This window comes from Flavobacterium aquidurense, assembly GCF_031458035.1.
Lineage (GTDB): Bacteria > Bacteroidota > Bacteroidia > Flavobacteriales > Flavobacteriaceae > Flavobacterium > Flavobacterium aquidurense_C.
Genome location: NZ_JAVDXR010000003.1, coordinates 157,310 through 171,024, shown reverse-complemented (window position 1 = coordinate 171,024; position 13,715 = coordinate 157,310). Strand labels below are relative to the sequence as shown.

The window sequence follows — 13,715 nt, the reverse complement described above, 5'->3', positions numbered from 1 at the left end:
AATATGGAAAATAATAACAAAAGAATACTTTTAGTAGAAGATGACCTTAATTTTGGGGCAGTTCTTAAAGATTATCTAATGTTAAATGACTTTGAAGTTACTTTAGCTAAAAACGGTATGGAAGGTTTCGAAAAATTCAAGAAAGATGTATACGATTTATGTATTCTTGATGTAATGATGCCTTATAAAGATGGTTACACTTTAGCCAAAGAAATTAGAGAAAAGAATAGTGAAGTGCCAATTATCTTCTTGACGGCAAAATCTATGAAAGAGGATGTATTGAAAGGATACAAAGCCGGAGCTGATGATTATTTGAATAAGCCATTTGATTCAGAAGTTTTATTGATGAAAATCAAAGCTATTATTCAGAGAAAATCTGCGGACACAAAAGCAGAACAAGTTCAATTTGAGTTTAATATTGGTAAATTCCACTTAAATTCTAAACTTAGATTTTTAACTTTTGAAAACGAAGAGCCAATAAAATTATCTCCAAAAGAGAATGAATTGCTTAAAATGCTAATTCTTCATGAAAATGATTTAATGCCAAGAGAATTAGCCTTAACAAAAATCTGGAGAGATGACAACTACTTTACTTCAAGAAGTATGGACGTTTACATAGCTAAACTTAGAAAATATCTAAAAGCTGATGAAGATGTTGAAATCTTAAACATTCACGGAGAAGGTTTCAGATTAGTTGTGAAAAGCAAAGTAGCTGAATAAGTAACTTTTATATAAAAGCAAAGCCCTGAGAAAATCAGGGCTTTTTTAGTTTTATTTCCAATGTAATTCTAAAGCGAAACATGTTTTATCGCCTTTTGTAATGCTGAATGTGGCTGTAGTATGATCATCATCTTCACTTTCGTGGATTACAACTTCGTCCTTCAGCGAAAGCTCCTTCATGAAGTTCATTTCGAAACTTCTCACTTCCTGTTTTAAAATTCTTTTTGGATCGACGTGATCAAGACACCATTCTAAATATTTGACATTATTTACGTGATTTACAATATCAAGATCTGATAAATAAACTGTTTTTTCGAAAACAGCTTCTTTTTCGTGGTTGATGTTTATCTTAGAAAAACCTTCTGTCGTTGCTCTGTTTTCAGGAAACAATTCAAAATGCTCGTACGGTAAAGCTAAAGCTTCGGGACGTCGCAATTGTGTATTAAAAACAGCCCAGTACGTTTCGCAGCCGACTATTTTCTTTCCATTTACATACATTTCAAGAGCACGAACAGAACGGGAATTTTCCAAGCTGTTAATCCATGTTTTAACTGTAACGACATCCTGCCATTTTGGTAAAGCTGTGATTTCAACACGCATTCTGCTTAAAACCCAGGCCTGATGAAATTCCTGCATGTCAAAAAAACTAATACCGCCAACTTCTGAATGTGCAGCAGCGGTAAGTTGTAAAATATTACATAAATCTGTATATTTTAAAAATCCATTTGGTGTACACTGAGTAAAATTGATTTCCCAGTCTTTGCTTAAAACTGAAGTAAAATTTGGTGATATTGGCATTTCTGAATTTTAGATTTATTTTTAGAGAATAGAATAAAGATTATAGAAAAAAGATTTTTGATTTTACTGAAGAAGATTTTTAATGTAATTAACAATTTCTTTTCTATCTGTAGCATAATCAAACCATTTTGTGTTTTCATTTCGTTTGAACCATGTTAATTGTCTTTTAGAAAATCTTCTGGTATTTTTCTTGATTTCTTCAATGGCAAAGGATAATGAAAATTCTCCGTCAAAATAACTAAATAATTCTCTGTAACCCACCGTTTGAAGCGCATTTAACGCTTTATTAGGATATAATGCTTTTGCTTCTTCCAGCAAACCTTCGTTCATCATAATATCAACACGCTGGTTAATACGTTCGTAAATTATTTGTCTATCCGCTTCTAAACCAATTAAAATAGGAGTGAAGTCTCGATTGTTTTTCTTTTGATTTAAAAAGGAAGAATATGGTTTTTGAGTTCCGATACAAACTTCTACAAAACGCATCATTCGCTGCGGATTTTGAAGTGTTTGTGGATTTTCTAAAGTTATTTTTTGATAATAGTCTGGATCTAAATTGAGTAATTGTTCTTGTAAGTAATTGATTCCGAGTTTTTCATAATTTGAACTCACTTCACAACGAACTTCAGGATTGATTTCCGGGAATTCATCAAAACCTTTTAAAACGGCATCGACATATAGTCCTGAGCCGCCAATTAAAATAACAAAATTATTCTTCTGAAATAATTCTTCTAATTTTAAAAGTGCCTCTTTTTCGTAGTCGCCAACTGTGTAATTTTCGAAAATAGATTTGTTTTGAATAAAATGATGTGTTGCCGAATTTAGTTCTTCCTGATTTGGAACTGCTGTCCCGATGGTCATTTCTCTAAAAAATTGTCGGCTGTCGCAAGATATTATTTCGCAATTGAAATGTTGTGCCAAAGCAATGCTCAAGGCAGTTTTGCCTATAGCTGTTGGTCCGACAATGGTAATTAAGTATTTCATATTTGTTCTAGCCCAGATGGGAGTGAAAACCCCGGACTTATATTTGTTAGTTTTTTTTGGGGTAAAAGAGCGACCAGCGGAAGCTCCTTTTATGCCTTAAAAAAACAACAAAGATAAGGAGGAGTTGCAATGTACAGCTGGAATAGCTTCATAAAATTAAATATTCGGCAATTCTGTTCCGCATTCGTAGCAATATTTTGCATTATCAAAGTGGACTTGTGAATTACAGTTTTTGCAGGTTTTATTTCCGCTAACTGTATTGTTTTTTAGGCTGTTTTTAGCAAATTCAGCTGTTACAATTCCGGTTGGGACTGCAATTATGCCATAACCCAAAATCATAACGAATGAAGCAACAAATTGACCTAAAGGAGTTATGGGTGAAATATCTCCATAACCCACAGTTGTTAAGGTAACTATAGTCCAATAAATGCTAACCGGAATGCTGGTAAAACCACTTTCTTTACCTTCTATCATATACATAACGGAGCCGATTATTACGGTACTGATCAATACGAAATAGATAAAAACAAGAATTTTTTCTTTACTGGCTTCAATCGCCTCACGCAGTTGTACGGACTGATGTGAAATTTGTGGAATATGTAATATTTTGAATAGTCGGAAAAAACGTAAAGCTCTTATTACTGACAGAATACTCGCTCCTGGAAAAAATATGGATAGATACATTGGCAGTACAGCAAGTAAATCGATAATACCATAAAAACTAAAAATATATTTTATCGGTTTTTGAATCGAAATAATACGTAAAATATACTCGATGGTAAAGAAAACAGTGATTATCCATTCGCAGATAATGAGTTGGGAATGGTATTTTTGGTTGATTCCCTGAACGGTTTCCATCATTACCAAAAGAACACTTAATAAAATTAACCCGAGTAAAACTAAATCGAAAAGTCTTCCTAAAACGGTATCTGTTCCGTAAAGAACTACTTTTATTTTTTCTCTAAAGCTTTCGTATTTGGATTTCATTTTTGTCATCTCACTAAGATAATTAAAATTAGGCTATTTTAAAAATGGAGAATTTTGAGAGACTTGGTTTTTCTGATATAATTCTGAATAATGTTTTTGACGTCACGATTATGCTGCATCGGAATTAAAATATTTTTTAAAATATCAATATTTGTGATTTGGTAATTCAAATCATAAAATGCATATCCTTTATAAATACCATTTTCGATTAATATGGCGCTTCTTTCGTTTACATTTCTTCCTCTGTCAAGCAAAATCATACTTTTGCTTTCAAAGCTGTTTTCTGAAATGAATTGTTGAACACGTAAATTATAAATTTCGGGACTTATTTCACCAATACAGGCACCGTCGCACTCTTTGATTTTATATTGAAAACATTCTTTTTTTGTTTGATACAATCCGGTCAGTTTTTGACATAAGTGATATTTTGCCGTAAACTTGAAAAGCGCATTTTTGCCTTCTTGCAAAGTAGCAAAGGAAGTGATTTCTTTTTTGCGCCCATCGGCTTTTTCAAGTTTTAAAAGCATATATCCGTTTGCATCTTTTTCGGTATACAAAGCATATTGAAATATTGTCTTGCGTTGTGAGCGGTTGTGTCTTGGTCGGTGAATTTTTATTTCTTCACTTTCTTTTAAAAGAGCAATCAATTCACTTCCGGTTTCATCATAAGTTATAGTGAAAACTTCAGCTTGAATTTTTTTGCTTTTAGTGGTTATCCCGGTAAAATGGTGATTGATTCTTTTTTTAATATTTTGGCTTTTGCCAATATAAATTAATGTTCCGCCTTCGTTGTAAATATAATAGACACCTGTTTTTGCCGGCATTTGGCTCAGAAGATCTAATAATTTTGGCGCAATACCTTTTTCGACTTCTAGCTTTATGAAATCTTTTACGATCGTTTTTTCTAAGTCTTTTTCTAAAAGCATTTTGAAAAGCTTCGTAGTGGCCATTGCATCTCCGCTCGCTCGATGTCTGTCGGCCATTGGAATTCCGAGTGCGCGCACTAATTTCCCTAAACTATAAGAAGGTTGTTCCGGAATTAATTTTTTGGCAAGTTCAACAGTACAAAGCGTTCTGGCTTCAAAATCATATCCCAAACGTCTAAATTCAGTACGCAGGATTCGGTAATCAAAAGAAGCATTGTGTGCTACAATAATACAATCTGAAGTGATTTCTATAATTCGTTTTGCAACTTCAAAGAATTTAGGAGCTGAACGCAGCATAGCATTATTTATTCCGGTTAATTTCACCACAAAAGGCTGAATCGGAATTTCAGGATTAACAAGACTAATGAATTGATCAACTACTTCATGGCCATCAAATTTATAAATGGCGATTTCAGTAATTCCTTCTTCATTAAACTGGCCTCCAGTGGTTTCTATGTCTAGTATTGCGTACATTTTCAATGTCAATTTCAAAAATCAATGGCAATATCAATTTCAAAAATCAATTTCAATTTCTGAAAATTGTTATTGTTATTGCCATTGTCATTGTAATTGAATTTATTTTTTATTAATTATCATTTTTGATGAAATCGCAATTAATTGTTCAACTTCAATTAGAAGTTTATTGCGCTTATCATTATCGCCTTCTTTTATGTAATCTAAAATTTTCAATGAGTTTCTGGATTCTTTTAGCTCTTTTACAACCAATGAAACTTTAAAAATAAAATCTTTATCAGTTATTGTTCCCTGTGCTTCTCCAAAATTTAAAGATGCACTTCCGGAAGACCTAATCAATTGATTTTTATAATATTAATTTTCAAAGATCTTTTCTAATTGTCTTGTAAAGAAAATACATTCTCCTGCAAATCTCACCAACCTATCTTCAAAATTGAAAATTTTCTCCATTAATAGTATTGTAATTGACTTTTGATATTGTAATTGATTTTTGAAATTTAGCGTTCTCCAAAGATACTGCTTCCAATTCTAACCATTGTGCTTCCACAGTCAATAGCAAGCTGGTAATCTCCGGACATTCCCATTGAGATTGTATTTAATTGTAAATTTTCATTTTCACTGGTTTGAATCGAATCAAAAATCGATTTCAAATGTGTAAATTCTTTTTTAATTTGGTTTTGGTTATCTGTAAAAGTTGCCATTCCCATTAACCCTAAGATACGAATGTTTTTCATCTCTTTGAATTCTGGCGAAGATAATAATTCATTTAATTCATTTTCGTCTAAACCAAATTTAGATTCTTCTTCGGCAATATATATTTGAAGCAGACAATCTATAACTCTATTGTTTTTTAAAGCTTGTTTATTGATTTCCTGCAATAATTTCAAACTATCAACTCCATGAATCAAACTCACAAATGGTGCCATAAATTTGACTTTATTTGACTGAACATGACCAATCATATGCCATTGAATGTCTTTTGGCATTTCTTCCCATTTATCCGTCATTTCCTGGATTTTGTTTTCTCCAAAAATACGTTGGCCGGCTTCGTAGGCTTGCATTAAGTCAGAAACAGGTTTGGTTTTAGAAACTGCAACAAGAGTTACATCTTCTGGTAAACCTTCTTTAATTGTATTTAAATTCGATTGAATCGACATGATATTTATTTTTATAAAAACTGCTTAGAGATTTTCTCCGCTTTTTTACTTTCACTATAATCATAAAAACCTTCACCAGATTTTACACCTAATTTTCCGGCTCTCACCATATTTACTAATAATGGGCAAGGAGCATATTTTGGATTTTTGAAGCCTTCGTACATTACGTTTAAAATAGCAAGACAGACATCAAGCCCAATAAAATCAGCTAATTGAAGCGGACCCATTGGATGACCCATTCCTAATTTCATCACCGTATCAATTTCGTAAACACCCGCAACTTTATTGTATAACGTTTCGATTGCTTCGTTTAACATTGGCATTAAAATTCTGTTGGCTACGAAACCAGGGTAATCGTTCACTTCAACAGGAGTTTTTCCTAATTTCACAGACAAATCCATAATGATTTTGGTCACTTCATCACTAGTGTTGTATCCTCTGATGATTTCAACTAATTTCATAATTGGCACCGGATTCATAAAATGCATTCCGATAACACGCTCAGGATGTGCAACAACTGATCCAATTTGTGTAATTGAAATAGATGAAGTATTGGTTGCTAAAATAGTATTATGAGAACAAGCTTCGTTTAATTGTTTAAAAATGCTCAGTTTTAACTCTACATTTTCTGTCGCAGCTTCAACAACTAAATCAACTCCAACAACACCATCTTTAATATCTGTATAGGTAATAATATTAGTAATTGTTCTGGCAACATCTTCCTGAGTAATTGTTCCTTTCGATAACATTCTGTCTAAGTTAGCAGCAATAGTTGCCATTCCCTTGTCTAAAGATTTTTCAGAAACATCAATTAGTTTTACGGTAAAACCACTTTGTGCAAAAGTATGGGCAATTCCGTTACCCATTGTTCCAGCACCAATTACAGCTATAGTATTCATTTATTTTTGATATTTATATTTATGATTTTAGCCACGAATTCACCAATTTGTTGTGAGTTCGTGGCTAATTTTATTTTTGAGATTCTTTACTTATTTATTGAAACAGTCGATAATTTGATACGCCACTCGCAATGCATCAGTAGCCTGTTCAAGAGTTACAACCGGAGTGGTATCTGTATTGATGGCATTCGCAAATGATTCTAATTCATCAAGAATAGCATTGTTTTGCTCAACATCCGGATTCGTAAAATAAATTTGTTTTTTTACGCCTTCAGCATTTTGTAGAATCATATCAAAATCTCCAGGAACTTCGGGAGCATCTTTCATACGAACCACTTCACATTTTTTCTCTAAAAAGTCAACAGAAATATAGGCATCTCTTTGAAAGAAGCGTGTTTTACGCATATTTTTCATTGAAATTCTGCTGGCAGTCAAATTTGCTACACAGCCATTTTCGAATTCAATTCGGGCATTGGCAATATCAGGAGTATCACTAATAACAGAAACTCCACTCGCATGAATATCTTTCACTTTTGAATGGACAACACTTAAAATCGCATCAATATCATGAATCATCAAGTCTAAAACTACAGGAACATCCGTCCCACGAGGATTGAACTCAGCCAAACGGTGGGTTTCAATAAACATTGGGTTTTCGATCATGTTTTTAGTCGCAATAAAAGCAGGATTAAAACGCTCCACATGGCCAACCTGGCCTTTTACATTGTATTCTTTAGCCAAAGCAATAATTTCTTCAGCTTCTTCTACAGTATTAGCAATAGGTTTCTCTATAAAGATATGTTTGCCTGATTTGATAGCGACTTTAGCACATTTATAATGTGAAAGAGTGGGGGTTACAATATCGATTACATCCACAGCGTGGATTAATTTTGCAATAGTGTTGAAGTTTTTATAGCCAAATTCTTTTGAAATTTTTTCGGCGTTTTCTTGATTTTCATCGTAAAATCCAACTAATTCGTATTTGTCAGATTGTTGTAATAAGCGTAAATGTATCTTACCTAAGTGACCAGCACCTAAAACTCCTACTTTTAACATGAGAATGTATTTTAAACAAAAATATAATTTATTTGTTGAAAGTAAAAGTTAATGCAATAAAGATTTAGCGATTTAATAATTAAAAATCAATATTTGATTTCTTTTTTACTTTCTTATTTTTGCCAAAATAAAACCCACCCATTTTGAAAGACACTGCCAAACATCAAGGACTTCGTAATCAGTTAGTAAGCACTTTAGAACAAAAAGGAATTACTGATAAAGCGGTTTTGGATGCGATAAAAAAAATCCCAAGACACCTTTTTCTAAATTCAAGTTTTGAGGATTATGCTTATCAGGATAAGGCTTTTCCTATAGGTGCGGGACAAACCATTTCGCAGCCTTATACTGTTGCTTTTCAATCGCAGTTATTAGAGGTAAAAAAAGATCATAAGATTTTGGAAATTGGTACAGGATCAGGTTATCAAACGGCTGTTTTGTTTATGCTTGGCGCTAAAGTTTATAGTGTAGAAAGACAAAATGAATTGTTTAAACAGACTTCGATTTTATTTCCAAAATTAAATATTCGTCCTAAACACTTGTCATTTGGAGATGGATACAAAGGGCTGCCAAATCACGCACCGTTTGATAGTATAATTGTTACGGCGGGCGCTCCATTTATCCCTCAGCCTTTGATGGCTCAGTTAAAAATAGGGGGAAGGTTAGTAATTCCACTAGGAGAAGATGTTCAGATTATGACATTGTTAATTCGTAAGAACGAAACGCAATTTGAAAAGCACGAGTTTGGAGAATTTCGATTTGTTCCTTTATTAGAAGATAAAAATTAAAAAGAAAGCCCAATTGTTGGGCTTTTTTATTTTGATACCAATTCGATTGCACGAAGTAAATTTTCTTTTTCGATCTGCAGAATATAGTTTATGAAAAGTGATTTGTCGTTTTTGTTTTGGCATTGCTCCAAAATAAATAAATATTCATCTAACTTATTTCCTTGAATTGTAGCGAAAACATAACCATTTTGCAGTAAAATCCAATTCATTAATAAATTAGCAATTTGCACATTTCCATTTTCAAAAGGAATAATAGTCATAATCTTTAAATGTGCCTCTGAAGCTAAGAGTATCGGGTGTAGATTGTTTTTATTGGTTTCGTACCAGTTAAAAAACAAATTCATTTCGCGAATAATAATAGGATCATTTTTATATTTCCCTGAATTTTCAGGTTTGATACCTCGTAAGATTAAATTATGAATTATAAGAAATTCTTTTTCGCTTATAGGAGATTTTTTCTGATTTAGATCTTTAATATATGCTATAGTTTCATGAAGATTCACGGCTTCAAGATGTTCGCGCATAGTTTTTCCTGGAATCGTTAATCCTTCATTGATAACTGACTTTGTTTCTTCAAATGTTAATGAATTACCATTTAAGTGATTACTTTCGGATATAAAATTTAACTCCAATATTTTAGAAATTCGATGCAGGTCAAAATGTTGAAACGAATGTATTTGTTTTTTTAAGATTTCAATTTCGTTAAGAACAGATTGTATTGTGGATAAAACAATAGAATTAATTATTTTTTTGTTATTCTGAATTTCTTGTTCAACAAGGAGTAACGCTTTTAATGCAAACTCTTCATCGCCAATTTCATATAATATTTTCTCCTTTAACCAAGCGATCATTAAAGTTTCGTAATCAATTTCTAATAATTGAGAAAGTTTTGAGATTTGATCTTTTGTTGGTTTTCTTGTTCCGGACTCAAACTTGCTAATCAAAGCCTGATCAATTCCTAGAATTTGAGCGACTTCGCGAGTTTTCAATCCCTTTTGCTCTCGTGCATTTTTTAAAAGCCTCTTCATTAAAGAAATGTTTTCAATTGTCTTGACAAAATTAGTCAATTTTTTAATTGTAAAAAAAGCAATATTTAAGTATTGCTTTTTGTAATCTTTATTTTTTAGGTAAAGAACCGTCTTTTTTCATTTCTCCAACTACTGCCTGCATTATGGCATCAATAGTCTGACCTAAATCAGTTACATATTCTGATTTTGTAGTTCCTGTCCAGATAAGCTTATTTTGTTTTAATGAAAAGATGTTGGTCTCTACCATATAAGATGTAGTTTCCTGATAATATCCCGGATCGTAAAAATTTGGAGAATACATTCCGTACCAGTTTCCGAATCCGTAACCATACATTCCTGTGTACATTCCGTCAAAACCTCCATAATACATACCGGTATATGTACCTGGAACGTAATTTGTTTCTTTCTCAGTACTTACTAAACGCATTGTAACAACCCCGTCAAAGTTTTCGTCTTGTAAAATCTTTAATTTTTGTTCTTTGGTAAATTCTTTAGTGCTTTCGTTTAAAAACTGATAAGAAGTTTTGAATATTTGACTGCTTGAAGCAATTCTGTTTTCAGTAACTCTTCTCGATGCCTCATCCTTTACTAAGGCAACAACTAAAACCTTTTTAAATTGTTCCTGAGCAACAGTTACATCAGGATCTCTCCAGCTATTTACAATAGAAGTATTACTACCACAACTTGAAAGTGCCAATACGGCGATTAACAAAACTAAGTACTTTTTCATATTTTACAGTTATATTGTTTGTATAAAAATAACGATAAAATATTAATTAGCACTCCTTTAGAGGAAATTTAAAGTAATAGTTTTTTAATTATAAGCTTTTTTAATTCGATCCAGGTCGCGTTTTGTATCCTGTTCTTTTAATGATTCACGTTTGTCGTAGTTTTTCTTTCCTTTACAAAGACCAATTTGTAGTTTGGCAAGTCCTTTTTCATTTGTGAATAATTTTAAAGGTACAATTGTTAATCCTTTAGCCTGAACACTTTTGTGTAGACTTTTTAATTCTTTCTTATTCAAAAGTAATTTTCTCTCACTTCTGGATTTATGATTGAACTGATTTCCAAAAGAATACTCTTCTATGTAAGTATTGATGGCGAAAAGTTCGAGGTTGCTAAATTCACAAAAACTCTCCGTGATATTAGCTTTCCCTAAGCGTATAGATTTGATTTCAGTTCCAGATAAGACAATTCCGGCAGTATAAGTATCGATTATCTCGTAATCAAACCGCGCTCTTTTATTAAGTATATTGACTGTTTTTAACATATTGCAAATGTAAAATAAAAATGAAAAACTTTTCGTAAAACGAAGATAATTAAAGATTTTTTTAATAGATAACTTATAATAGAGCAATTAAAAATAAAGAATTAATTATGTCTCCGTATTGATGTCAGGATTTACATTTCAATTCATTAATTTTGTAGAAAGGAAAGACCGTACTTTTTTGAGTACGGTCTTTTTATTATTCTTTTAAATATATAAAATGCAAAATCAATCTAAAGACCCTTTACACGGAATAACGCTTCAGGCAATATTAGAAAAATTAGTTGCTTATTATGGCTTCGATACTTTATCAGAATTAATTCCGATCAAATGTTTTACATCAAATCCGAGCATAAAGTCTAGTCTTACATTTTTGAGGAAGACAGATTGGGCCCGTAAAAAAGTAGAAGATTTATATATAAGATCGCTTTTTAAATTTTAGTTTAATTTATAAGAAAGCATTACGCCACCTCGATATGGCAGCCATTCGCCACTTTTATTCCAATGCTTAGCTTTTTCATATCTTCCCGGAGTTCCGTCGTTGTAATAACCGTGATAAAAACCCTGATGCCAGCCGCCTCCGGCAAAAATATCTAATAAAAATTTATCACTGATTTTAACGTTATAACCAACAGTTGCTCCTATTCGATATCCAAAGCCATGTTCATATTTTGTAGTATCCCAGTAATTCCATTTTTGAATTTCGTATATATCTGGTCCAATGTGGGCTCCTACATAAAAACCATCGTATTTTTCTTTAAAGTGATAACGAATTTCAGGAGTCAAGGTATAAAATTTCATTGGATTATGCCCATTAAAAGATTCCCAGAAAGAAGCCATAACATCAACGCTCAATGTAGTCTTAGCTCCAATACTCGTTTCAACCCCTATGTTTGGAATTAAAAATAGGGCGGTCGCACCATTAAATTTTAAGTAAGTTTGACTTTGCATTTGAATAGAAAAGAAAAGAACAAGTAAAACAAGTATTTTTTTCATAAAGTAGGTTTTCAGAATCAGAATAAGGCTTAGTTTTTTATTTCGCGTGCAAATATAACGCATTAGCATAATTACTATTATAAAAATAGATTATTTAACAAGCTTTATTTCTGTAGGAAAACAATATGTTTTTTATTTATCTAGTAATGAGTAAACTACCTTATCTAAAAAGCGACCTTCATAAAATACAGATTCTATAAAATGGGCTTCTTTAACAAAACCACATTTTTGCAATACTTTCTCAGAAGCTAGATTTTCAGGATCAATTACAGCTTCAATCGAATGTAATTTTAGATCATCAAAGCCATATCGGATTAATTTATTTACTGCTTCCGGAATAATTCCTTTTCCATGAAAATCTGGTGACAGCATATATCCAATTTCAGCACGATAGTTTTCAGGCTGCATTTTGTAATAACCAATAATACCGAGCAATTTAGGATTGTCTTTTAATGTAATTCCCCAATTTATTCCAACATTGGTTGTGATTTTTTCCTCTATCATGGCAATATGCTCAAGAGCATCTTCGGTAGTTTTTACCAAAGGTCTTGGGATATATTTCATGGTTTCAGTATTCGAACGTAATTCGATAATTTCATTTACGTCGTCATTGGTAATTCTTCTTAAAAGTAAACGTTCAGTTTCTATAGTTGGAAAAGGAGAAAAGTTGAATTCTAGCATTTGTTGTAAATTATACTATTTGTATACTAAATTTTGAAGTAAATGTCTGTTTCGCATCCAAAATCAAAATCCCTTCTTTTTCGAATAAATCCCCTGAATTTTCAGGAGTATCTGAATAGCCAAACCAGGGCTCGATACAGATAAATGGTGCTTGTTCTTTTGTCCAGATTCCTAAACTCGGAAAATTTTCAAAATCGACTTTTACATACGGTTTTGAGTTTTCAAGAATTGTAAGCGAATTTGACTCCAGCGTTTTAAAAATCAAAGCATCATTTTTAAACAAGTCATATCGCAGCGGAACTAAATTTTTAGTAGTCAATAAAGTTGCTGTTTTATTCGAAATCAAATCATTTTCTAAAAGCGAATATTTTAAAACTTCTTCCTTTTCAAATTTAAAAGCGTAACTCTCAAAATTTTCAGGTAAAGCAATTGCAGGATGGGCTCCAATCGAAAACGGCATTTTAGCGGTATTTCTATTAATCACATTATAAGAAATAATTAATGATGATTCTTCAAGAGTATAAATCAATTGAAGTTCAAATTCGAAAGGATATTTTTTCAGCGTTTCTTCATTTGATTGTAACGAAAAAGTAACGCTATTTTCGGTTTTACGAATCAATTGAAATTCCATGTCACGAGCAAAACCATGTCTTGGTAATTGATATTCTTTTTCACCGATTCTATAAGTGTTATTTTTTAAAGTGCCCACAATAGGAAAAAGAACGGGGGAGTGTTTTCCCCAGAAATCAGGATTACCTTCCCAGATGTATTCCTTGTTTTGGTTATCTTTTAAGGAAGATAATTCAGCTCCGTTATGTTTAATAGAAGCTTTTAGTGTTGAATTTGAAATAGTTGTATTCAAAATGATAGTAATTGAAAGAAATTAGTTTTTAATCTTGATGTAAATATATTTTATAAATTTAAGTATTTAGGAAAAACGTTTAAATTATTTTTTTG

Annotated in this window: 17 protein-coding genes; 3 read left to right on the top strand and 14 right to left on the bottom strand. The window is 32.0% G+C overall.

From position 1 onward, the window contains the following. The first annotated feature begins 3 nt into the window (after positions 1 to 3). Positions 4 to 720 carry a response regulator transcription factor gene (locus J2X17_RS06200; protein WP_173967634.1) on the top strand — a complete coding sequence of 239 codons (717 nt, stop codon included), beginning with the start codon at positions 4 to 6 and terminating at the stop codon, positions 718 to 720. Positions 721 to 771: 51 nt separating this feature from the next. On the opposite strand, the gene J2X17_RS06195 is transcribed toward J2X17_RS06200, so the two are convergent. From J2X17_RS06195 to J2X17_RS06160, 8 genes are all read right to left on the bottom strand, one after another. Next, the gene (locus J2X17_RS06195) at positions 772 to 1,518 is read right to left on the bottom strand and encodes an acyl-[acyl-carrier-protein] thioesterase (protein ID WP_310295706.1); all 747 of its coding nucleotides are present in this window, start codon (positions 1,516 to 1,518) and stop codon (positions 772 to 774) included. Positions 1,519 to 1,581: 63 nt separating this feature from the next. After that, positions 1,582 to 2,502 (bottom strand): tRNA (adenosine(37)-N6)-dimethylallyltransferase MiaA, encoded by a 921-nt coding sequence (gene miaA / locus J2X17_RS06190; RefSeq protein ID WP_310295703.1) that lies wholly within the window; start codon positions 2,500 to 2,502, stop codon positions 1,582 to 1,584. Between the two features lie 156 nt (positions 2,503 to 2,658). Further along, a complete protein-coding gene (locus tag J2X17_RS06185; RefSeq protein ID WP_310295702.1) occupies positions 2,659 to 3,498 on the bottom strand; it encodes an ion transporter in 840 nt (279 codons plus the stop codon). 29 nt (positions 3,499 to 3,527) lie between these two features. Next, positions 3,528 to 4,889 carry an exonuclease domain-containing protein gene (locus tag J2X17_RS06180; RefSeq protein ID WP_310295700.1) on the bottom strand — a complete coding sequence of 454 codons (1,362 nt, stop codon included), beginning with the start codon at positions 4,887 to 4,889 and terminating at the stop codon, positions 3,528 to 3,530. A 102-nt stretch (positions 4,890 to 4,991) separates the two neighbouring features. Next, positions 4,992 to 5,228, bottom strand: a complete 237-nt coding sequence (locus J2X17_RS06175) for a four helix bundle protein (protein WP_310295698.1) — start codon at positions 5,226 to 5,228, stop codon at positions 4,992 to 4,994. Positions 5,229 to 5,386: 158 nt separating this feature from the next. Beyond that, positions 5,387 to 6,046, bottom strand: a complete 660-nt coding sequence (locus J2X17_RS06170; RefSeq protein ID WP_310295696.1) for a YggS family pyridoxal phosphate-dependent enzyme — start codon at positions 6,044 to 6,046, stop codon at positions 5,387 to 5,389. Positions 6,047 to 6,057: 11 nt separating this feature from the next. Continuing rightward, entirely contained in the window at positions 6,058 to 6,945 is an 888-nt protein-coding gene (locus tag J2X17_RS06165) for a 3-hydroxyacyl-CoA dehydrogenase family protein (protein ID WP_310295694.1), read from the bottom strand. Between the two features lie 90 nt (positions 6,946 to 7,035). Beyond that, entirely contained in the window at positions 7,036 to 8,001 is a 966-nt protein-coding gene (locus J2X17_RS06160; protein ID WP_310295692.1) for a Gfo/Idh/MocA family protein, read from the bottom strand. A gap of 143 nt (positions 8,002 to 8,144) precedes the next feature. Between J2X17_RS06160 and J2X17_RS06155 the strand changes: the two genes are divergently transcribed. Beyond that, positions 8,145 to 8,786 (top strand): protein-L-isoaspartate(D-aspartate) O-methyltransferase, encoded by a 642-nt coding sequence (locus tag J2X17_RS06155; RefSeq protein ID WP_310295688.1) that lies wholly within the window; start codon positions 8,145 to 8,147, stop codon positions 8,784 to 8,786. Between the two features lie 26 nt (positions 8,787 to 8,812). On the opposite strand, the gene J2X17_RS06150 is transcribed toward J2X17_RS06155, so the two are convergent. The 3 genes from J2X17_RS06150 to smpB form a co-directional block, all read right to left on the bottom strand. After that, positions 8,813 to 9,814, bottom strand: a complete 1,002-nt coding sequence (locus tag J2X17_RS06150; RefSeq protein WP_310295686.1) for a helix-turn-helix domain-containing protein — start codon at positions 9,812 to 9,814, stop codon at positions 8,813 to 8,815. A gap of 88 nt (positions 9,815 to 9,902) precedes the next feature. Further along, complete coding sequence (locus J2X17_RS06145) at positions 9,903 to 10,544, bottom strand: hypothetical protein (RefSeq protein WP_310295683.1); 642 nt, start codon at positions 10,542 to 10,544, stop codon at positions 9,903 to 9,905. Positions 10,545 to 10,628: 84 nt separating this feature from the next. Beyond that, positions 10,629 to 11,084, bottom strand: a complete 456-nt coding sequence (gene smpB, locus J2X17_RS06140; RefSeq protein WP_073393742.1) for an SsrA-binding protein SmpB — start codon at positions 11,082 to 11,084, stop codon at positions 10,629 to 10,631. A gap of 217 nt (positions 11,085 to 11,301) precedes the next feature. Between smpB and J2X17_RS06135 the strand changes: the two genes are divergently transcribed. Continuing rightward, positions 11,302 to 11,523 (top strand): VF530 family protein, encoded by a 222-nt coding sequence (locus tag J2X17_RS06135; RefSeq protein ID WP_310295681.1) that lies wholly within the window; start codon positions 11,302 to 11,304, stop codon positions 11,521 to 11,523. Here J2X17_RS06135 and J2X17_RS06130 read toward each other — a convergent pair. The 3 genes from J2X17_RS06130 to J2X17_RS06120 form a co-directional block, all read right to left on the bottom strand. Then, positions 11,520 to 12,077 (bottom strand): DUF3575 domain-containing protein, encoded by a 558-nt coding sequence (locus tag J2X17_RS06130; RefSeq protein ID WP_310295679.1) that lies wholly within the window; start codon positions 12,075 to 12,077, stop codon positions 11,520 to 11,522. The genes J2X17_RS06135 and J2X17_RS06130 overlap by 4 nt on opposite strands. Positions 12,078 to 12,209: 132 nt before the next feature. Then, the gene (locus J2X17_RS06125) at positions 12,210 to 12,758 is read right to left on the bottom strand and encodes a GNAT family N-acetyltransferase (RefSeq protein ID WP_310295677.1); all 549 of its coding nucleotides are present in this window, start codon (positions 12,756 to 12,758) and stop codon (positions 12,210 to 12,212) included. Positions 12,759 to 12,768: 10 nt separating this feature from the next. Next, positions 12,769 to 13,620 carry an aldose 1-epimerase family protein gene (locus tag J2X17_RS06120; protein WP_310295675.1) on the bottom strand — a complete coding sequence of 284 codons (852 nt, stop codon included), beginning with the start codon at positions 13,618 to 13,620 and terminating at the stop codon, positions 12,769 to 12,771. Positions 13,621 to 13,715: the final 95 nt, after the last annotated feature.